Raw genomic sequence first — 20,734 nt, 5'->3', positions numbered from 1 at the left:
GTTGCGCCCTAGCCAACCGATAACGCTACGTCTCAACCAACAACGCTGGATACCGTCGAGTACCTCGCCGCTCGACAATGCGGGTTTACCCAAGGTCACCAGCCCCGATACACCTCACTTGTAAACGCTCACGCTCCGCTGACACCGCGGAGGGGGTCTGGCGAATCTGGTGGATCACGGGTTCACTGCGAAACGTGCCGTCAGGCCGATCAGGAGGCATGCCGATCGAAGACCTGGCGTGCACCGCGGGCACGTCGAGACGCTCGAGGACCGGGCGTTTCAAACAGAACTGCTATGCCGACGATCAAGTACGAGCTTGGACCAGCGACGATACCTCATGCTGCATCGGTCTCCCGTCAAAATGCATTGCCCGACCCATTGTGCTTTTCAAGCGACGAAGGCAACGTGCCCTCGCGCAGTGTCGGTTCTGCCACCCGGCTTCGTCTGGTGCAGGCTCGGGGGCAACGTGGGTAAGACCGCATCACTTTTTCGTCTCGCGTACGACCGCGGCAGTGGCCACCGAAAGGCCAGCCCGAAAGGACCTGTCATGAATAGCGAACACCTCGATCCAGCTGTCGTCAGAGCAACCGGTGGCCGACTCGCCGACCAGTGGGCCGCTCTCTGGAGCGGTGAATATGGCCTCGCTCAGGAAATTCTCGCACCTGGCTTTCGGGTGCACTTCGCCGCTGAGATTCCCGGAGCGGACGCGCTGCGCGGACCCGATGACGTACTCACCTTCGTTCGATCCTGGCGCAGAGCACGTCCTGGGCTTGTCTTCACAGTGGAGGACACGCCAATCGTTGACCTCGCTACCGGGCAGGTGAGCGCTCGGTGGCGTGCCGTACATGACGCTGATCGTGTCGGTAAGAGCGGAATCGACCAGCTGGACATCGATGGTGACCAAATCACAAGGATTTGGTCGGCGGCGGGGACACGTCTGTTCGAGAGTGTCGATGCTCCGTCTCGTCTCGTCTGAGGCAGGAAAACGACGGCGGCATTCGGGCCTCCCAATTGGGAACTGGCTGCATGCTCCCCCGGGGACGCAGTTCAACCTTGACGGTCGCTCAAGGCAAGAGAAGCGCCAAGGCCGATCATCGTCAGACCGCTCGTGCCGCCGAGCAGTTCCAGGCGCCTGGGCGAGCGGACGAACCAGGTCCGGGCTTGGCCGGCGATGAACGCCCAGGTGCTGTCGCAGATGAGTGCGATGATCGGCAGGCAGATACCAAGCAACAGCATCTGCGCGGATGTGGCCCCGGCCTGAGTGTCGACGAACTGCGGCAGAATCGCGGCCAGGAACACAATCGACTTCGGATTGGCAAATCCGAGCACAAAGCCGTCGCGCAGCACGGAGAGGGTATGTCCCGGGGTGGCACGAATTCCCGACGCGAAAACCTCGGTCAGCTTGCGGCGCTTCCGCAGCGCCTGAACGCCCAGGTAAATCAGATAGAGCGCGCCGGCTAGCTTGATAACAGTAAAAGCCACGGCCGAACTACTCACGATCGCTCCGAGACCGAAGGCTACTGCCACCACCTGGGTATAAACCCCCGCTGCGTTACCGGCGACGGTGAGGAGCGCGTCACGCCGGCCGACGGTGAGAGCTCGGCTGATTGTAAACAATACGCTCGGTCCGGGTATGATGACCATAAGAAAGGTCAGTGCGGCGAAAGTTGCAAGTTGTCCAGCGGATATCATTTGTCGATACTACTGTAATTTTGCTGTAGGCGTATCGATTTCGTGTAAATATGACTTCACTGAATCTTGACTCGGTGGCGCGCGCGACGTGTGGTGACGAAAAAGTACTGGGCGCTATCAACCAGAGAGTTCGATAACTGGTCGGACATCAGTTGGCAACTTTTTGCATCGCTGCGCTCTTGATTGTCGACTCCGTCTTGGGCAGGGTGTGCGGGTGACTGCCTGAAGTGAGGCCGCAGTGGCCTGGATAGACATTGTTCATTCAGGATGCTGTGGTTGATCGAGTCGCCGGTATGGGGAACATCGAAGGTGAACTGCGTTTGCGGTGCACCTGGCCGAAGTGTCCCGTGGGGGAGGTGCGATGCGGAACAGGGATTGGTAGTCGCTAATCGACGAGTATGGTCCCCTCAAGGAACGGATCCGGTTGGTCCGCGGCATTGTGGGAGCGTCCTGCAATAGTGGCTGCATGCCATCCGCATGGCGAGGGAACATGGGTATGCCGCCCGGTGTTGGGAGCGATTTCTGTCAGATCTCGGACGTTTGGAGAGGTGTCGTGTACCATCGCCAAATGGCGAGACGTCGTGTCGGGTTCGTCTTCGCCGTTATTGCTTCCGTAATCGCGCTGCTTATCTTCGTCGTTTTCGCGGTGTTCCGTATTGTCGACGTTTCTGTACCGGTTGGGAGTGCGCCCGCGAATATCTCGGTCATTCCCGAGTGTCGACTTTCAGTCGAACAGGTCGATCGTCTCGGTGTCACGAATCCGACCACGTCCTATACGCTGCGCGGCGAAGATGTCCGCCTAACTGCTTGTGACTACGATACACTCAAAGGGGCGAATGGGGTGAGTTACCGCGCTCTGTCCATAAGAGTGCGAGAATATGTCCATATGGCGGCTGCGGACCAAAATTACACAGTAGAGACCGGAATACTCGCTGGGTCTCAGCCCTTTGCGCTAGCGGGGGCGTCAGGGGTGCAGGGCTTATGGCAGCGCTCTGACCTCGCGACCGCCATCGTTGTCGTCCGGGCCGGAAGCAGGGTGATTCGCGTTCAATATGACGGTTATAACAAGGGGTTTTTCGGTCGTGTTCCCGCTGACCATCAGGAAATGGCGTCAGCTGCTCGGGATGTGACTCATAGTATGGTGACCATGCCTCTGTAGTGCGTGCTGATTACTGGAATTGCCCTTCAAGGTGCGAGGGCTGAGCATAAACCGCCGAAAGTGGATCCTTTTCTTATTCTCCGGTGATTGGCATAACTAAAATGCCCACCACGCCGACGAGGAGCTTACCCTACCCCTTCTGTCGAGGTGGATCACCAATTCATTTCAAGCCCAGCAGGGCCTCCGTCGAGCTGGGAGCTTGGGCGATCCGCTGGATCTGCGGGAGCGCCATTGGCAAGGACATAATCACGGCTCCACGTAGGTGTCCTGACGAAAATAAGGCGAGCTGCTCGAAAAACAGGAGGCTCGTACTCCGCATTGCTGCGGCTACGGCCAGCTCGGCGTGCACGACTCGTTTAGGCAAAAACCGGCTCGCAAGTTCTCCGATGACGGTGAGTCCACTGCCGCCGACGGAGGTCGCCGGCTCTTGTATGAGTGCGCGTCCCGGGTCGACCCCGCTGTGATCGCGCCCACTACCGGCGCTGGCCAGCGCGAACAGGACGATCAGCTGACCGACAGCTGTGATCCCGACATCGAGGTCAGCCGCGATCTGCGGCAGGAGTCCGGCGATGACGTGCCGTCGGTGCCCGCGGCGAAGATGTCAGTGCCGCTGGGAACCGCTGCTTGAGCCCATACTGTGGGCGATCGCGTCGAGAAGGCACCTCACCTGCTGTCTGGAGGCTTCCAACGAACTCTCCAGCGCGCGCCACCGTCGCTCAGTACTGTGGGCGAGTGCGATTCAGTGTGCTGGGACCGTTGACGGTGTGGCAGGAGGACGGGGTCCCCGTCACGCCCCAGGGTGCTGACCTACGGTCGCTACTGGCCGTACTGTTGGCAAACGAGGGCGTCGCGGTTCCCGTCGAGCGCTTGTTCGCCGACCTCTGGCCGGATTCGCTGCCCGCGCATCCGACGAATGCCCTACAAGTCAGGGTTTCCCGACTTCGTCGCCTTCTGGGGTCCTCAATGATCGAGCTGACCAGCGCTGGGTACCGCCTGGACACGCCTGCCGACACGATCGACGCCATTCGCTTCCAACAGCTGCTCAGCGAGGCTCGAAGTACCCATGACCCGCTCCCGCGGAGGCAGCTGCTTTCTGAAGGGCTCGCTCTCTGGCGAGGTGATGCCCTGATGGAATTCGCCGATGAGGCGTTCGCGCAGCCGACAGCGGAGCGCTTGGCACAGCTAAGGCTGTTTGCCGTCGAGGAACTCGTCGAGACTAGGCTCGTTCTCGGTGAGCACAGCGGGCTGGTTGCCGAGTTGACAGGTTGGGTACACCGGTATCCCCATCGTGAACGACTCCGGTCGGCGCATGTCCGTGCCCTATACCGCGACGGACGTCCAGGAGATGCACTGGCGAGCTACGATGCCTTTCGCCGTGGTTTGGCCGAGGAGCACGGTCTTGATCCCAGTCCGGAGTTGATCGCCCTCCAGCACGCGATCTTGACCAGGGACCCCACCCTGGACACGCCGCCCTCTCTCCGTCGGACGAATTTGCCAGCGCAGCTCACCGCGTTGATCGGCCGAGACCAGATGGTCACTGACGTCGCCGATGTGGTCTGCAACGCGCGACTGGTAACCCTCACCGGGCCCGGAGGCGTGGGAAAGACACGCTTGGGTTTCGCTGTCGCGGACCTCCTGGCTGACGCGTTTTCGGATGGAACGTGGCTGGTAGAGCTGGCCGGAACTCGGTCCGGCGACGAAATCGCCGAAGCGGTGATGAGGGTGTTCGGACTCCGTGAGAACACCATGCTCGGGGGACTGCCTCCGGCGGCGCCAACTGTGCACCTCGAACGGCTTTCCGCGTTCTTGCGGGACCGGTCGGTGCTGCTGCTACTCGACAATTGCGAGCATGCGACCGAACCTGTCGCGGGGCTGGTGCGGACCCTTCTTGCCGCGGCGCCCGGTCTGAAGGTGCTGGCGACAGGCCGGGAACCCCTGGGCATACCCGGCGAGATCCTTCAGCCGGTGACTTCACTGGATCTGCCAGAAGTCGGCGCCGAAGCCGACAAAGTGCGGCAGTCCAGCGCGGTCCGCCTATTCTCGACCCGTGCTGTCGAAGCTCGCTCCACCTTCACGGTGGACTCCTCGAACGCCGGCGAGGTAGCCGATCTCGTCCGGTCACTGGACGGTCTTCCGCTTGCCTTGGAGCTGGCCGCGGCCAAGATGAGGGCGTTAGGGCTACCTGAGCTCGTAGCGCGGCTGGACGACCGGTTCCATTTGCTGTCCGGCGGCAATCACGGCGCTCCCGCCCGGCAGCGCACGCTGCCCGCCTTGCTCGACTGGAGCTGGGAGCTGCTGACTGAGCCGGAGCGAATCGTCCTGCGGCGACTCGCCGTCCTGGACGGCGGAAGCCTGGAAGCGGTGGAGGAGATTTGCTCTGATGAGACCATTGATCGTCGTGATGTGGCGGCGATCTTGGCGAGGTTGGTCGACCGCTCGATGGTCGTCGTCAGCGAAAGCCGCCGATACGGATTGCTGGTGACGGTCGCCGCCTATGCACGTACGCGCCTGGCGGAAGCCAAGGAGACGGACACGTTCCGTGGCAAGCATGCTCGGTACTATGTGGGCTTGGCCGAAGAGCTCGCACCTGGGTTGTTCGGCCCGCGGCAGCGCTCGAACCTCGAACGCCTTGATGTCGAGGCCGGCAACTTCCATTCGGCTTTGGAGACCACTGCCGACGACAGCGCGGCGGACATCGCGCTGCGACTGGTGGACGCTCTTACGTGGTACCTGCTGCTACGTGGCCGGGTTCAGCAGGCTGCTCGCTGGGCCAGGCGGGCACTAGCCGCTCCCAGCGCCGCATCGCGGATGGGGTACGCGCGGGTGAAGTGCTGGGAGGCAGGCCTCACGGTTCTACTCGACACTGAACCTGACCGGGCAAGTCACACCGCAGCTGCCCTAGCGGCATTCGACGACGCTGGTGATTTGCGCGGACTGTCGATGGCGCAATGGTTCCTTGGCTACGTCCTGCTGCATGCGGGCGACGTTGAAGTCAGCGAGGACCTGACGAAGAAGTCATCCGCCGGGTTTCGATCACTCGGAGATGTTTGGGGCATGGCCGTGTGTGCGAGCCTGCGCGCTCACCACGCCATCCTCCGAGGTGACAGGGCCTCAGCGGCCGTCGCCGCTGAGGAGGCACTCGCAGGATTTCGCGGTCTGGGCGACCGTGGTGGTGAGCTCCTCACCATCTACCCTCGCGCTGTACTAGCTGAGTACGGTGGCGACCATGTCGCTGCAGAACGGTTACACCGCGACGGCCTCGCGTTGGCCGACCAGCTCGGTATGTGGGCCGAAGCCGCGGACCGGCATTCTGGCCTCGGCAAGCTAGCGCTGACCCGGCGGGACTATGACGCCGCCCGAAAGCATTTTGAGGCGGCGAGGAAACTCGCCGCGGACCACAGTTTCAAGCCCGCGGAAGCTATCGCGATGACCGGACTGGGGCAAGTCTGTCTCCGCACGGGGGACCTAGCCGTAGCTGAGAAGCTTCTTCTTGAGGTCGAAGTGTGGTTTCGGCGAGGCGGCCATGCACAACAGCACTACACTGTTCTCGCGGAGTTGGACCTGATCGCTCGGCTACGGGACGAACGACAAGGGGTGGCTCCCCGGCCGGATATCCATGACACGTCGGTCGGGGTTGTACACGAGCGCTTATGCGGAGAATAGGGAACCGGGATCGTTGGCCTGGCGCCCGGCGACCAGACCGGCTCACTGGCAGGTCGAGATATGGCGAGAGTCGGTTTCCACTGCCTTCGTTCATCTGGAGAGCTTGCAGACTCGTGGGCCTGAAGCGGACTCAAGCGATACTTAGTTGGTGAATAGCAGTCGATACTCGCAAAAGCTCCGTGCTGACATCAGTTGAATCGTCTCTACGACGGTGACGCAGACCGTCGGCACGACCGGTCTCGGTTGGCCAAGTGTCTGTAGATCCGCAGGAAGCGGTCCGCCACCTCCTGATCTTCGGGGCGGAACCTAGTGGTCATGCGGTGAACGCGGTATTCGATAGCCTGTTGTATATCGTATTAGGTCAGCAGGAACTCCGTGAATGTTCTGTCGAAAATTCGTATCTAGACTGATCCGTGTTCGTGCAACCAACGAGCATATACGGAAGCCGTGCTCAAGGTTTTAGCGGCACGCGTGCAAAACTTGTCATGTGCATGTCGGGTCTCATAGTAAATCATCGTTCATCGATGGTAATTGTGACGGCGAGTCGGAACGGCTGGTCTCAAGATCGCCGCGATGCTTGCATCGCAGAAGTTCTGCCGAGTAACTTCCTGTTGCGGAGCGCACTGGTTCGTTCTCTCATCTTGTCAAGCCAATCAAGGATGGTGGCCATGTCTCTGGCGACTCGACGCGGCTCGCGCTGGCTGGCTGTCGTTGTGATGCTTGCCCTTGGCGTTGTATCGTTGAGTTCTGCATCTGCCGCACCTACCGGACCCAGTGCTGATGCGTCGGCGCCGAACCCTGTGGACGTCGCTTCCGCTGGCCTGATTGCGTCACACTATGTTCGCAACACGGTTTCGCGCATCGCGAAGCTCCGCTCGAACCTGGCTACCGGCGAAGGGCGATACGACAGCACGATTGACGCGGGGAACAAAACCCTGACGGCCTCGATTACACTGCCAAAGACCGCGAACGCATATTTCGTGACATTTGGGTTCCTGCCAGTGACCAGCACTGTGGAGCTGCTCCCGCAAGGGGATCAGGGTGGTGCACTGTTGAAAGACCCGGGGGATGCCGGCGAGGTAGCTTCGCGTCCATTTCCAGACGGCAAGAAGTACTTCTCGGTGATCGTAGACCTGACGCTGCGGCTCACAATCCGACTTAGCGAGACCAAGGTTGACGGCAAAGTCCTCGATGTCGGACCGAACTGCAAGACGCAAAGCCCGATGATCATCAAGATCAAAGGCCTGGTCGGATTGCAGGACACGGCGCCACCTACCACTCTTAAAAGTGGTTTCGACATTCCGCCGTTCTCCGATTGCGGAGTGCGGGAAGATCTGGACAAACTCATCACCGGCATGATCTCCGGACCGGGGAACGAGATGAGTACCGCCATTGCTGTCCGCTGCATCTCGACCTGTACCGGATAAGAGGGTCCCCCTTGATAGTCGCGTCTTCAGGTATCGGCGGGGATCAAACCCGGTTCGACGACTGACTCTCGCCTTGATGCAGGTCGTGTCTGCATCAGCGGAGGTAGCGGCCTGGGATTGGCGTAGCGTACGCGGCGAGTCCAGGGTCACGGCGCGAAGTCGCCGTTCACACCTCACCGCAGAGCGGCGCTCATTCAATGCGGGGCAGACTTGGGCAAGCTGCTGGCACAATCCCTCAGTGGATCGCAGTTGCGATGACTCGCCGAGGGTAGCATGTCATCGCGTTCACTGAACCCTGAATATTTTCTTCACTTAGGCTCCGTAAATATACAAAACTGCATTGATCGCCCGAAAGATTGCATGGATTCCTGTTCCTTCATCTCCTTTCAAGGCGCAGGGTCCGCGGCCGCTGCGCTGAAAATTTCATCGAATGTGCAGAAGTAAAAGTCGACCCAAGGGCCTCTTCCGGCACGGTCGGACCCTGGGAATCTGCTTGACGTTCATGGTGTCGATCACCCCCGGCGCCTTCAGGGGTACGCCCTTCGTGGCTCTTCTCGCGGACCGAGGTGGCCGACGCCTGGTCGTTCGGGAGCGTTCGTGCGCCGATACCGAGACGGAAGAAGTCCACGGCATCGACGAAAGACGGATCCGGTCACTTTGACGTGTTACACGATCGATAAACGGAGCGTTATCGTTCTAAAGCTTTAAGCATCATCGCGCGCTTGATCGAGCTCCGAATTTGGAGAAAGATGAAAGAGTGGTCAACTCGGTGGGCCGCGCAGGCCCGTCTGAACAGGATGGTTCGGACGGAATTCCGCGATCTTCGAGGTTGCCGAGCAGTAAAGGTCCATTCGGTAAAAGAATATGAATGTAGCGGAGTTCCGGTGAAGCCATCGTCGGGGAGGTGTCATGCGTAGCAGGGACTGGTGATCACAAGATATGATAGAAGCTAATATCACCCGGCACAGAGACGCGGCGTCAAAGCGACGCCGCGTCTCTGTGCCCCGGTGATTACTCGGCTGACGTTCCGGCGATAGCGTTGTTTCCCGCCTGGCACGAATTCATGGCAGACTACGCTAGGGAAAGATCGACTCCGGCCGTGTGCCGATTGGGAATGTTCCTCTTGCTTGCCGAAGAGTTGGATTTGGCGAGTCGGCTGCGCGACTCTTTTCGAGCCAGCCTGTGCTGAGGTGGCATCCAAATGCTCGAGTGGCGACTGGGGTGGATTTGATCGCTCGCACCAGTCGATCGACAATGGTCGGCCCGGCAGGTCATGCTGCCCGATGCCCGTGTGATGCAGGGGATGTGCAGCCTTCAGCGTTGGTCGGAGAGTCCACGCGAGGCATGACCGATCAGGTGGTGGCCGGAACGGTCGGCCCCGAAGTGGCCCATGGTGCATAGCCACAGCGGTGCCGAGCGAGGTGTAGAAGCAGTCGCGGCAGGCGTCAAGAAGCTCCATCTTCTGTCTTGTTTCGATGCCGCCGCCTTGGGTTGGTTCGCAATGGGTGGCGCGTCCAATGTTTTTCATTGAGCTCTTCTAAAAATATAGTGGAGGTTTGTATTTGTATGCCCAGCTCACGTTCACGCAGGAAGGTTCGATTCACGGCCGCTGTCGGAACGATTATCGCCGGTCTGGCCTTGACCGCGGTACCTTCCGTCGATGCATCGGAGGCCGCCCCTGTCGCGGGGGAAGGTGCGCACTTCGTGGTAGTGGCGCCCAAACCCTATGTCGCGCTTCATCTCGCCGAAGAGGCCGTGCTGGCCAACCAAGGCACGGTCGTGCGAATGTTGCCGGAGATCGGGGTGATCTTCGCCCGATCCCAGAACAAGGACTTCGCCGCCGACGTGCGGAAGCGAACTGGTGTCGCAGGTGTGGGCGCGACCAGGAACCTCGTTGGGCTGGGTGCGACCGGGCGGGTCGCAACACCGATGGCGGCGCCTATAGTCCGTCCGGAGAGTGCGTCTTCTCCACGGGTGACCGGGAGCACCACTGCCGACCCCTTGGCTGCAAATCAGTGGAACATGAAGCTGATCGGTGCAGAGAAGGCCAATGAGATCAACACGGGCAGCAGAAATGTGCTCGTTGGAATCTTGGACAGTGGTATTGACTCCACTCACCCGGACCTGGCCGCCAATGTGGACAAGGGTGCATCGGTGAGCTGTATGGAGGGGATTCCGGACACAGCTGAGGCTTCTTGGCAGGATGAGATCGGCCATGGCACTCATGTGGCCGGGATCGTGGCGGCGGCAAAGAACGGTATCGGTGTCACCGGCGTCGCCCCGAATGTCCGTGTCGCTGCCATCAAGGTAGGGGGAGCGGAAGGATACATCTATCCCGAGGCGGCCATCTGCGGCTATATCTGGGCCGCTAAGCATGGCGTGCAGGTCGCGAACACCTCGTTGTCGATCGACCCGTGGTACTTCTGGTGTTCCGGCAACCCTGACCAGAAGGCGGTTGCCGAAGCCATTCGCCGGGCGATCTCGTTCAGCACGGGGGCCGGGAACATGGTCGCGGTGAGCGCTTTGGGCAACGAAAACTGGGATCTCGGCCACGATGTGGTCGACAAGTTGAGTCCGAACAACGGTGGACCGACTCAGACTCGTACTGCGGACTCGTCCTGCAAGCTCCTTCCGGCCGAAGACACTGAAGTAGTAGGGGTCTCGTCGGTCGGCGCTTTCAAGAGCCGCTATCACCGGTCGAATCACGGCCTCGGGGTCGCGGACTTCGCGGCTCCTGGAGGAGACGCTCAATTCCAGACCCCGGCGACTCCGGACGCGAACGGACGGGTCTTATCGACTCTTCCCGGTGGCCGGTACGGCTACTTCCAGGGAACATCGATGGCCTCGCCCCACGTGGCGGGGGTCCTGGCTCTGCTGAAGAGCCGCAATCCCGGCATGAGAGCAAATGAGCTGGTGGCGGCCCTGGCCGCAGGCTCCCAGGTGTTGCCCTGTCCTGCTGGCGGAGTACATGACCCTGACGGGAAGGGCACGCACCGTGCGGTCTGCGAGGGCGGCAGTACCGGTGCGGGTTTCTTCGGCAGAGGCCTTATCAACGCGCGCAAGGCCGTTAGCTGACGGAAGGGTTGACCGGCTAGCTGACAGGGTCAACAAGGATGGGGTGCTGGGTGGCTTACCCAGCACCCCATCTCCGTGAACATCAGGTGGATCGAGGACGGGCTGCTCGCCGGGGAACCAGATTTCGGCAACAGTTGTAAGTGCCCGCCTTGGTCGGCTTCTGTGGCGAGCAACTCGACGGTTTCGTTGACATACATGACTTTGTGGGAAGACTCACTCGATCACGCGCATCGGCGTCAGGCGGCTCGCAGATGCTGGCCGTCCATCCAACGGTAGGTGGTGAGGATGTTGAGCCGGTGCAGTGAGCGCAGTACGGCGATGATCTGCTCGGGGGCGCCTGCAGGAGTGGTGATGCCCCACATCGGGAGTTCCTCGTACAAAGCCTCGACAGGACGGCCTGCCTCCCGGCCGCGGTGCACGGCGGTGGTCAGGTTCTCCAGATAGCCGAGGAGGATGGAGATACTCGGCTCTGCCTCGCCGATGAAGGCGTGCCCGGGCACCAGGGTTTCGGTGCTGAGGGTGGCTCGCATGGCGCGCACGGTGCGCAGGTAGGCGACGGGATCGCCGATCAGCATCATTGGCGGCATGCCCGGCGAAATGAAGTTCCCGGTCCAGGTGACTTTCGCGTCCGGGACGTGCACGAGGGTGTCCCCGGGGCCGTTCGCGGAGCCGAAGTGCCACAACTGCACTATCCGACCGCCGAGGTCGATCTCGCAGTACCGGTCGAACGTCACGTCCGGTAGCCGCCAGGAGACCACGTCGTCGAGGCTCTTTTCGGCGCCGTACATGCTTTCGGAGCGGATGTTCTTCTCCGCCGCGAGATCGGACATCGCGGCCTTGTTCATCCGTGACGAGATGACTCGGACGTCAGCGCCGAAGGCGGTGTTCCCGAAGGTGTGATCTCCGTGGTAGGTGGTGTTGACCAGGTAGCGAATCGGTGTGTCGGTGAGGTCGGCGGCGATGTCCTGGATGTGCCGTCCGATGCGGGGAGTAACTCCGGAATCGATGATCAACGCGGCTTTTTTGCCGATGATGAGACCGTTGTTGTCCTTGGGAGCTTCGTTGGCCATTAGAGCGTGTACACCCTCACCCAGTTCCACTGGGCGCAGTTCTAGACCGACCGGGCTCAGGTTCGGCGCGACGAAGTCTGCCGGGCGTTCGGTCATTTCGGATGCGACGGGAGTCATCAGGAAGTCCTTTCGGTAGACATGATGGAGGTCAGGAAGAAGTCCAGGTGGTCCTCGACCGCTTGGCGCGCAGTGGCGAGATCGGCGTCGGTCACGTCGCCGCGGAGGTACAGGATGCGCGGCACCTGCAGCGGCGCGAACAGTTCCCACACCAGCTGACGGGGTGGCAGATCGGTACGTACCAGGCCGCGTTCCTGCCACCGCCGGAACGGCACCTGCAACTGATCGCGGGTCAGCTCGATCGCGGCGCTCAGGTCGGCCGGGCCGCCGGTGGTCTCGGCTCCGTCGCGCAGCATCACGTCGAGGAACTGCCGTGCTCGCGGGCTGGACCACTCCGCCCACACCTGCTCGACCAGACCGCGAATCGCCACCTGTGGCTCAGCCGCAGCTACCTCGTCGAGATCGAGTACTGGAGTCCCGGCACTGGCCGGCCCGGCCTGGTTGAACAACGCCTCATACAGTGCCTGCTTTCCAGCGAAATGGCCGTAGAGGGCGGTATCGCTGATGCCAGCCGCCGCACTGATCTGGCGGACCGTAGTGGCCGCGAAGCCCTGTCGCGCGAACAAACCCAGTGCGACGTCCAGTAAGCGGTCCCGTGTCAAAGCACCGTCACTCTTCGGCGGTCGGCCGGGTCGGCGGGCGGCGGGGGGTGCCGGGTTGCGATCGTTCGCCATATGCTTAATTAAACGAGCGCTCATTTAATTTGTCAACCTTTCTCGGCCACGTCATCCCGTCATCGCCAACGTTCCCCGGTATTTCGCCGATGCTTCGTGCTGGCTGTGCGGCGCGAGCCCCGAGCCTCGGGAAAGCGCCGTACGCGCGGGTGGCAGCTGAGGCGTCGCCGCACAGTGGAGGAGCGGCCTGGTGGGTGGCCTTGACAAGACAGCCAAGCTGGTGATGGGGGAGTCGGACGACCACAAGCGACTGACTCAGAATGAGGTGTCGATCGGCGCGGACGAATCCCAACCGCCGAGACCTGGCGCTCCCTCGGCGACCACCTCCAGCGATCAGCAGAACCGGCCACAAATGTAGGGTCTCGGCGCACGTAACACGTCGATGTTGGATCACCTGGGGTTTCCTGGTTGTCTCACCTCGATGCCACCCAAGATCAGTCTCGAACTCGTGCCGTTGCCGTTGGCTTGTTCCTCAGCCCTGTTGGTGGTGAGCCGCCGACTTGGTGGCCTCTAATCGGGCAAAGCCGTGAGATGACTTCCGATCGTCCGTGCGACTGGTCGTGATCGAACGTTCCAGGGCCTTCCACAGCCGAGCGCACCCTCGGAGCAAACGTCGCGCAGACTAAATCGGGTTGCCCTCGCTGCGAAGATCAGCGCATGGCTCAACCCATGTTGCGAACCCGGCGGCTCACGCTTGTGCCCCTGGCCGACGAACACTTCGAGCTGGAAATCGAGCTGGATTCCGATCCTGAGGTGATGCGCTATCTCACCGGCCGAGCCGCCTCGCGCGCCGAGGTCGAGCGCTCGCATCGCCGTCGGCAAGCAGCTTCGCGCGAAGTGCCTGGCCTCGGGTTCTGGGTCGGCTTTGCCGAGGACGGGTTCGTCGGCTTGTGGTTGCTGCAACCGCCCCATGGGCCGGATCAGCCCAAAGTCACCGGCGAGGCGGATCTCGGCTACCGGCTTTTGCGCCACCGGTGGCGCCACGGATATGCCACCGAGGGCGCCCGTGAGCTCATCCGCTATGGCTTTACCGACCTCGGGCTCAAGCGGATCTTCGCGCAAACCCTGGCCGTCAACACCGCGTCGCGAGCCACCATGACCGCCGCCGGACTCGCGTTCGTCCGAACATTCATTTCCGCCGGACACAACGATGACCCAGTCCTGGGCGCCGAGCAAGGTGAGGTCGAATACGAGATCACCCGGACCACCTGGACTCAGCACCGAGATGCCCGCCGATCTGGCGGCCCGGCGACCAACCAGCAAGATCATTGAGAATCCGCCAACGCTGCTGGAACCTGCATTCTGAAGAGTCGTGGCGATCTTGCCACGACGATCTTGTTTGACCTGCAGGTTCATGGTTGTCATCAAGGGATGAAACCCGGCGCTGAACCTCAGAGATTCAGCACTTCGCCGCCGGCGTGACATCGTGCATGGGAGTCGATCGATCCTGGCTTGGGGCCTGTGCGCAGACGGAGCGGCGCGTGGCCGGATGCAGAGTTTCTGGCCGAGTTCCCGTTCTGTGCGGGATACTCGCGGGTAGAGGTTCTGGCGCGCCAGGCCGAGCGCGTCGGATGCTTCGACAAGGGTTTGATACTTCACCGCGGTGAGGTCATCTTCGCCGGTCGGCGCCCGGCCGGAACGGTGCACGGCTATGACGGCGCCGGTATCGTCGCCCGCACGGCGGCGGACGGTACCGGGCCCGTCCGTGGGCGCCAACGAGGCGGCGTGTGGATCCGGTGGGCCGTTACGCGGTCCACCTGGCGGCCTTGAGTGACGCGTACGTCATCGCCTCGATCGTGTCCACCTCTCGCGCCATCGGCTTGACCGAACTCGGCGCCCAGGAGGTCATGGTCGAGCTGGAGGGTGTTGATCAGCCGGTCGACCTCACATCGACAACGGGGCGGACCGCGACTGGCCGCCGCCTGGGAGTTGCTTGCGCCTGGCGGGTGTGTGCAGGACATCGACCGGGCGTCCGATGAGCCCGCGGTGTTTGAACCGTACTCACTGTCTTTCATCGGTCCGGCAACGATGAGCACGTTCGGAGGCATCCGCGAGGTCGGGCCCGCCCTGACCACCCTGCTGAGTCTCCTGGCGGCAGGAAAGCTGTCCCCAGGGTCGCCTGGCGTGGCTCATGGGAACGCATCACCAAGCCCGCCAAAGCACTGCTTGACGTGGAACCGGCAACCGACCGACATTGTCACCGCCTGCTGATTCCCTGCTGCGGCATGGCTGTCGGTGGGCGAGGGATGTCCGGACCGAACGTGTCGATGTAGGTACAGGTGACACGGACGAGGGGAAACCACGACTTTGGCGGAATGGCTGGGATCGACAGCTCCTCAGAGCTGCGAATGACACCAGCGGGCAGAGCGTGTAACCGTCGACGAACTCCACCTCCAATCCCACTGACGGTGCTCCCAGCCCACAACCACCCGCGATCACCTGACGACGGTCGTTGGTGGCGCAACATCCACTAAGCGGCATGACAGGACAGACCGGCGGTCAATCTGCTCTCCTGCCTGTCGGTCCCGCAAACCGCCTTACCCGCCCGCTCCAGGCTGGTACGCAATTCAGGTCCATGCCTCTGAGCGAACGAGCCGTCGGGACTGCTCTCGACGGACGAACAGGCGCGCCCTTACTCAAAGGACCCGGATGCTTACGAGAGGATTCTCCTCGGAACTGAAGGTCGCGTGGAAGGGCACCGCTTGCTGTGATGTGGCAGCCGGGACAGGCAATGCGACCTGATCTCAACGGCGTTACCGGGACATCTCTCTAACCACCGCGGCGAAGACGGCGACCAGAGGATTGGTGCCCGACACGGGATAGGCGAACGCGATGCGCAGGGGGTCGATGTCGGTGATCGGTAGCCAGACGAGGTCCGGCCGGGCGTAGTAGGTCGCCATCGACGACGGTCCGATGCAGATCGCCAAACCACTCGCGACTTGTTCGAGCATCTCTTCGACATTGTCGTTCTGCGGTCCCCACACCGGTTCAGAGCCATCTGGACGAGGGTTCACCGCCCACCAGTCCACCCAAGGCTTCGGAGCTTTGCTCGTCCACATGACCGGTTCGGTCCGCAGGTCCATGATGGTCACGCTGCTCCGCACCGCCAGCCGATGACCGGTGGCGAGCCCCACCATCCGCTGCTCCTGCGCGACGACTTCGGTATGCAGACCATCGGTGTCGGCGGGCAGCCAGATGAAGGCCGCGTCGACGAGGCCGTCTCGGACCGCTGCTACCTCGCCGCCCCAGTCGAACCGCTTGGGTTCGATGACGACATCCGGAAGACGCTGGGCGAACCGCGCACGCGCCCTGTTCGTGAGCGGGCCCGCCCCGGACGCTTCGAACCCGATGCGCAGCACACGTCCTTCCAACGCGGCTACTCCGCGCACCGTTCGTTGCGCGGCTTGCCAATCGGAGACGAGCGCCGTGGCCAGCGGCACCAGCGCCTCGCTGGCCGCGGTGAGGAGTACTTCCCGGCTTGACCTGGTGAACAACGTGACGCCGAGGTCGGACTCGAGTTGCCGGATCTGCCTGCTCAGCGACGGCTGGGTTACGTATAGTCGCTCGGCGGCTTTGGTGAAGTTGAGTTCCTCGGCGACCGCTGCGAAATACCGGAGCACACGGGTGTCGATGTCCATCTCGTGCCTCCCTTCATCGGTGACCTATACGTCCAGCGTATGGCGAGAAGCCTTGGGATGGGTGTCTTTCCCGTGTCTGCTGGCCAGGGAGCACGCCGCGGGTTCGTTCGCGTCAGGGTGGCCGCACTGGTGACGCTCGCAGCCTCGGTCGGTTCGACTGTCACACCGGCGTCCGTAGTCGCCTGATTCCGGCGGCTACCGCCCTACCTCCAGACGCAGGTCGCAAATCAGCACGATGTGGAATTTCTTCAGCCTGGACCTCTCGCGATCCTGACGCGGCGAGCGTCTATAGCTTGAACGGTATTGCCGATTGTCCTTTCGCATTGTCATCTTCTTGCGCGACCATATGGCGTCGGCAAGACTTGCCGAGTGACTCCGCGCGTTTACATTGCGCGAGTGCGTAGTCAAGACGGGGGGTGTCAGATGCGGAACCGTGAGTACTGAGCTTCGATAGAAGTTGGGCGGACGCGCGGGTGATGGACGGGACGGACTCCTGCCATCACCCGCGTGTTCGGCCGACGGGCGGGCTGCATAACGACGATTCGGCAGACCGGTCAAGTCGGCCACTACAGGAGGATGCTGCTTTTCACGGCTGCGGACCCAAGGCTGTAGTGCGCGTTTGGTAGCCAGCGCCCACGCCGCCCCCATGAGCACTGCAGTGATCGGCAGCCCCATCGAGACGTCCATGGCGGCGATGAAGCCGACGGAGAACACGATCCGCCTCGCGATCGCGAGCTGCTCGGCCACGATGCGAAACACTTCAGTCAGTATCGGAAGCGCGGACCCGTTCTGCAGGCCGCTGAAGTCCGGTTGCCGCGCTGCAGGGTTGTTCAACAGCCGAAGATGGCGCGCTTGAGTGGACAACCGCAGAGCGTGGCGAAGTGGTGAGCGGCTCAGTGATACCGGGCGTGTCGCCCTGGGTAAATGCCGATCAGTCGCTTGAAGTACCGAGTCAGATGTGCTTGTTTGTAGGAGCCAACGGCGCTCGCGACCTCGGCCGGTCATGCTCGGGCCAACAGTTCTCGACAGGTGAGGTCCACACGTCGTCCGGCCGCGTACTGATGTGGTGCAACGAAGACGACTCGGGGCAGCCGCGCATGGGTGACTGTCGTCGGTCTCGGCTCGCTGGGTGGCCGCTGCGGCAGAAGCCTTCATCGAGGCCGGACACCTCACGACGGCCTAAGGCGTGAAGGACGCTGATGAGCTGTACCCAGAAGCGCTCACGAAAGGGAGCTTCAGCGGTCAGCCAGCGAAGCCTGCTCACGAGGTCGCCGTAATCGCCGAGACGCAACCTGGCGTCGACGTAATCTTCTTCGGCCTGCAAGCGTGATTCCGTGAGTCGACGGAATTCGGCCGACGGTGAGTTGTCGAATGCGACGCCTTCGCAGGGATCACCGCGCCACAATGCGAGCGCCGCATTCAGCTGCCGCGCGCGCTCGGTGTCGTCACGACTGTTTGCCGCAGCGACGACCATCTCCTCGAATCGGAGGAGGTCGAGTTGGGTTGGCGCGATCGTCAGCTGGTATCCACTGGGCACAGTGTTGAGCAACTCCCGAGACGGGCCGAGCAGCGCGCGTAGCCGAGTCACGTACAGCTGCACAGCCCGACGTGGACACTCCGGCGGATTGTCGCCCCAGAGCCGGCTGGTCAACTGAGCTATCGTCACAGGCCTGTTGGGCATCAGAAGAATTGATGAAAACAACACTCGCAATTTGGGACTGCTGATCCTGACGGGTCGGCCCCCAAGTTTCACGGTCAAGGTGCCGAGGACGGCGAATTCGACGTCATAGCCCAGATTGTCGCGCGAATGACACGAGCTGTCTTCAACCCCCGGCATGAGACAAGCTTCCCCCTTGTCTTCCGACTTTCCGAGAAGTTCCGCCATCACCGAAGTCGCACAGATCTGTGGCGGACTCAGTTGAGTCTCATCGGCCGACGAAGGTTACGCAAGATGAAATCGATGATTCTTCGAGGAGAACCGATGCAGAGTAATACATGGCGCATCGGAGTGAGACGCGCCAGTGTTGTGCGTGACGTGTTACGCTCCGGTGTTCTGGTATCCGCGGCCTCCGCTGGGACGGGAACGACCGCGGAGACCAGAACTGCGCGGCTACGGCGAATTCTGTCGGAGGCGACACCACACCTATGCCTCCCGGCTGGGGGAATCCGAGGGGGAGGTGTGGCGCGGCCCTGGCCGCGGCTACCGACAGAATGAAGTCGACGCCGAACAGAGCTGGACGGCGCGGAACCAAGTATTGACTGCGGCGACTTCACGTCAGCTTCGGTTCGCGCTCGGTAGTGACTCACGACGTTCCAGTCGCACGCGGTCATCCGCGAGGAGCCGAGCCCGCACCTGGTCTTCCTGCGATGCCCCAAACGTATGGAGGCGAGTATTGGACTCTCGGGAGCGCTGGTGTTTGCCTTGGGGAAATGCCACTCCGAAAGGAACGACTGTGGAAAACCGAAGCACGCCTCTCGACAGGGCGTCAGTGCTGCGCGCGGGCGGTATAGGGGTCGCCGCGCTCTTGGCTGGATCGCTGGCCGGCGGGACGGCCTCCGCCGCGCCGGAACGGGGGCGCGAACACCCGAACGTGAGCCTGATCCGCCGGTACTACCAAGCCTACGGTACTGGTGATCTCGACGTGCTGAGGCAGTTTATCGCGGCCGACATCCGATGGACGATTCCAGGGCATCACCCGCTCGCGGGAGTGAAGACGGGACCGGACGAGGTGATCGCCTTCTTCGAGCAGCTCGGACGGTCCGGTTTTCGGGCCGAAATCCTGTATCTGGCCGCAGACGGCGATTGGGTGGTCGACCTCCATCGCGGGTGGAGCACCACTCCGGCCGGTCTGGACATCACGTGGGCGCTGGCCTACCGCATCCGTGATCGGAAGATTGCCGAGGCCATCAACTTCGCCGGGGACCAGCACGCGGCGGACCAGTACTTCTGGCGGCACTACCCGCTCGCGCGGATCCCCGATCGACTGGAACAGGACTGAGCCATGAGTGACGGATTCACTTCACGCCGTCGTGTACTCGCCGCGGGCACGCTGGGGCTCGCCGCCGGCGCCCTTGGCCCGGTCGGCGCCGTGTCCGCGGCCTATCGCGGAGCCGGTTCGACGTTAAGGTCGTGTGGATCACCGAAGCTACGCCGGGTATCGGCGCCGCCACGGCAAGCGCGATGTCGGTGGAGGGCGCGAAGGTGTACTTCTGCGGCCGTCGCGAATAGCTCGGCCGGGAGGTCGCGCACGGTATTCGCGTCAGCGGCGGTGACACGACGTTTCATCGAGCGGACGTCCGCAACGAAGCCGAAGTGCGCGCGCTCGTCGAGGGCTGTGTTCGCCGGTACGGTCGGTTGGAGATCGCCGTGAACAACGTGGGGACCGAAAGCCGGAAGGCGGTTCGGCTCGCCGAACACGATCCTGGCTGATCTGGAGAACGTCTGGCGTACCAACACCGCCGGGGTCTTCCTGGGAATGAAACACGAAATCCCGCGCGTTCATGGTGGTTTCAAGCAGATGGCAGATGGCATGACATCGTGGCCGGTGTCGAGCTTCGCCTGCAGGTAGGCGCGCGTGAAATCTACGACGCTGCCGTCGAGCAGATCCTCTGCCGGAGTGGTGAAAGCCTTGTCTGAAACAGTGAGTGAGACCCCAGCGGCCGGAGATACTCATGTATGTCACGGTGATGACGCTGGCGGACTGGCCGGTCGGCACGGATCATCATAATACGGATTCGTGAGCCGCAGCTGGTTGACCGCCTGTCGTTCATTGCTCTTAACGCAAACGTAACACTTCGCTTGTCGGCCGTGTGAAGCGCTGAGCAGGTAATGGAGTGAATGCCCGCGTACCTGGATCGAAGCCGAGGCAGGGGCTTGTACTCGGTGTGGCTTGACGAGATCGGATATTCCGATCAGATCATGACCGCGGCGAGACGTGATAGATGTGCGCCCGGTTATGGATCCGCATGGAAGAGGCATGGCTGAATCTGGGGTACTTCCAGGTCCTGGTGACGCACAGGGTGTTGAATCGGTGCATCGACAGCGTTCGCTGTTCGTGAAGTGTCCGGATGAATCGGTTGGTATACGACGAGCTGATCCGGACGACGCGCTCAGTGCCAGCTCGGTCTCTGACTGTGTCGTGAGCCTAGGTGTGAATGTCTGGTGAAAGTGTCCATATGCGATCGGCTGATGACCTCCACGCTTGTTCGATGGACGCGT

At 62.0% G+C, this 20,734-nt stretch carries 14 protein-coding genes and 1 pseudogene; 8 read left to right on the top strand and 7 right to left on the bottom strand.

The features are described 5' to 3' along the window. Positions 1–481: 481 nt before the first annotated feature. Positions 482–904, bottom strand: a complete 423-nt coding sequence (locus tag ACZ6DT_RS33800; protein WP_465602923.1) for a hypothetical protein — start codon at positions 902–904, stop codon at positions 482–484. 143 nt (positions 905–1,047) lie between these two features. Then, the gene (locus ACZ6DT_RS33795; RefSeq protein WP_465602921.1) at positions 1,048–1,692 is read right to left on the bottom strand and encodes a LysE family translocator; all 645 of its coding nucleotides are present in this window, start codon (positions 1,690–1,692) and stop codon (positions 1,048–1,050) included. 568 nt (positions 1,693–2,260) lie between these two features. On the opposite strand from ACZ6DT_RS33795, the gene ACZ6DT_RS33790 reads away from it, so the two are divergent. From ACZ6DT_RS33790 to ACZ6DT_RS33770, 5 genes are all read left to right on the top strand, one after another. Beyond that, the gene (locus ACZ6DT_RS33790) at positions 2,261–2,851 is read left to right on the top strand and encodes a hypothetical protein (protein ID WP_465602919.1); all 591 of its coding nucleotides are present in this window, start codon (positions 2,261–2,263) and stop codon (positions 2,849–2,851) included. Positions 2,852–3,311: 460 nt separating this feature from the next. After that, on the top strand, positions 3,312–3,479 hold the full coding sequence (locus tag ACZ6DT_RS33785) for a hypothetical protein (protein ID WP_465602917.1): 168 nt from the start codon (positions 3,312–3,314) through the stop codon (positions 3,477–3,479). Positions 3,480–3,583: 104 nt separating this feature from the next. Continuing rightward, a complete protein-coding gene (locus tag ACZ6DT_RS33780; protein ID WP_465602915.1) occupies positions 3,584–6,514 on the top strand; it encodes a BTAD domain-containing putative transcriptional regulator in 2,931 nt (976 codons plus the stop codon). Positions 6,515–7,182: 668 nt separating this feature from the next. Next, entirely contained in the window at positions 7,183–7,941 is a 759-nt protein-coding gene (locus ACZ6DT_RS33775) for a hypothetical protein (RefSeq protein ID WP_465602913.1), read from the top strand. A gap of 1,704 nt (positions 7,942–9,645) precedes the next feature. After that, positions 9,646–11,016, top strand: coding sequence for a S8 family peptidase (locus ACZ6DT_RS33770; RefSeq protein WP_465602911.1), 1,371 nt, complete (start codon positions 9,646–9,648; stop codon positions 11,014–11,016). Positions 11,017–11,252: 236 nt separating this feature from the next. On the opposite strand, the gene ACZ6DT_RS33765 is transcribed toward ACZ6DT_RS33770, so the two are convergent. Further along, a complete protein-coding gene (locus ACZ6DT_RS33765; protein ID WP_465602909.1) occupies positions 11,253–12,086 on the bottom strand; it encodes an MBL fold metallo-hydrolase in 834 nt (277 codons plus the stop codon). A 116-nt stretch (positions 12,087–12,202) separates the two neighbouring features. Then, positions 12,203–12,877 (bottom strand): TetR/AcrR family transcriptional regulator, encoded by a 675-nt coding sequence (locus ACZ6DT_RS33760; protein WP_465602907.1) that lies wholly within the window; start codon positions 12,875–12,877, stop codon positions 12,203–12,205. A 657-nt stretch (positions 12,878–13,534) separates the two neighbouring features. On the opposite strand from ACZ6DT_RS33760, the gene ACZ6DT_RS33755 reads away from it, so the two are divergent. Continuing rightward, positions 13,535–14,149, top strand: coding sequence for a GNAT family N-acetyltransferase (locus ACZ6DT_RS33755; RefSeq protein WP_465602905.1), 615 nt, complete (start codon positions 13,535–13,537; stop codon positions 14,147–14,149). Between the two features lie 1,481 nt (positions 14,150–15,630). On the opposite strand, the gene ACZ6DT_RS33750 is transcribed toward ACZ6DT_RS33755, so the two are convergent. The 3 genes from ACZ6DT_RS33750 to ACZ6DT_RS33740 form a co-directional block, all read right to left on the bottom strand. Further along, positions 15,631–16,515, bottom strand: coding sequence for a LysR family transcriptional regulator (locus ACZ6DT_RS33750; RefSeq protein WP_465602903.1), 885 nt, complete (start codon positions 16,513–16,515; stop codon positions 15,631–15,633). A 195-nt stretch (positions 16,516–16,710) separates the two neighbouring features. Beyond that, positions 16,711–17,379, bottom strand: a complete 669-nt coding sequence (locus ACZ6DT_RS33745; protein WP_465602901.1) for a hypothetical protein — start codon at positions 17,377–17,379, stop codon at positions 16,711–16,713. 88 nt (positions 17,380–17,467) lie between these two features. Further along, positions 17,468–18,400, bottom strand: coding sequence for an AfsR/SARP family transcriptional regulator (locus tag ACZ6DT_RS33740; RefSeq protein ID WP_465602900.1), 933 nt, complete (start codon positions 18,398–18,400; stop codon positions 17,468–17,470). A 604-nt stretch (positions 18,401–19,004) separates the two neighbouring features. Here ACZ6DT_RS33740 and ACZ6DT_RS33735 point away from each other — a divergent pair. Continuing rightward, positions 19,005–19,514: a nuclear transport factor 2 family protein gene (locus ACZ6DT_RS33735; protein WP_465602898.1), complete on the top strand. Its 510-nt coding sequence runs from the start codon at positions 19,005–19,007 to the stop codon at positions 19,512–19,514. 251 nt (positions 19,515–19,765) lie between these two features. Then, a pseudogene (locus ACZ6DT_RS33730) lies at positions 19,766–19,945 on the top strand (SDR family oxidoreductase); the annotation flags it as partial. Positions 19,946–20,734 lie beyond the last annotated feature (789 nt).

This window comes from Amycolatopsis sp. NPDC041971 (genome assembly GCF_055588925.1).
The sequence above is the reverse complement of the archived record's forward strand: the minus strand, read 5'-3'. Positions and strand labels throughout refer to the sequence as shown.

Bases quoted from the DNA above. Each gene is read 5' to 3' on its own strand.
- ACZ6DT_RS33765 (WP_465602909.1), bottom strand. From the start codon at position 12,086: ATGGCCAACGAAGCTCCCAAGGACAACAACGGTCTCATCATCGGCAAA.
- ACZ6DT_RS33750 (WP_465602903.1), bottom strand. From the start codon at position 16,515: ATGGACATCGACACCCGTGTGCTCCGGTATTTCGCAGCGGTCGCCGAG.
- ACZ6DT_RS33740 (WP_465602900.1), bottom strand. From the start codon at position 18,400: ATGGCGGAACTTCTCGGAAAGTCGGAAGACAAGGGGGAAGCTTGTCTC.
- ACZ6DT_RS33755 (WP_465602905.1), top strand. From the start codon at position 13,535: ATGGCTCAACCCATGTTGCGAACCCGGCGGCTCACGCTTGTGCCCCTG.
- ACZ6DT_RS33760 (WP_465602907.1), bottom strand. From the start codon at position 12,877: ATGGCGAACGATCGCAACCCGGCACCCCCCGCCGCCCGCCGACCCGGC.
- ACZ6DT_RS33775 (WP_465602913.1), top strand. From the start codon at position 7,183: ATGTCTCTGGCGACTCGACGCGGCTCGCGCTGGCTGGCTGTCGTTGTG.
- ACZ6DT_RS33795 (WP_465602921.1), bottom strand. From the start codon at position 1,692: ATGATATCCGCTGGACAACTTGCAACTTTCGCCGCACTGACCTTTCTT.
- ACZ6DT_RS33790 (WP_465602919.1), top strand. From the start codon at position 2,261: ATGGCGAGACGTCGTGTCGGGTTCGTCTTCGCCGTTATTGCTTCCGTA.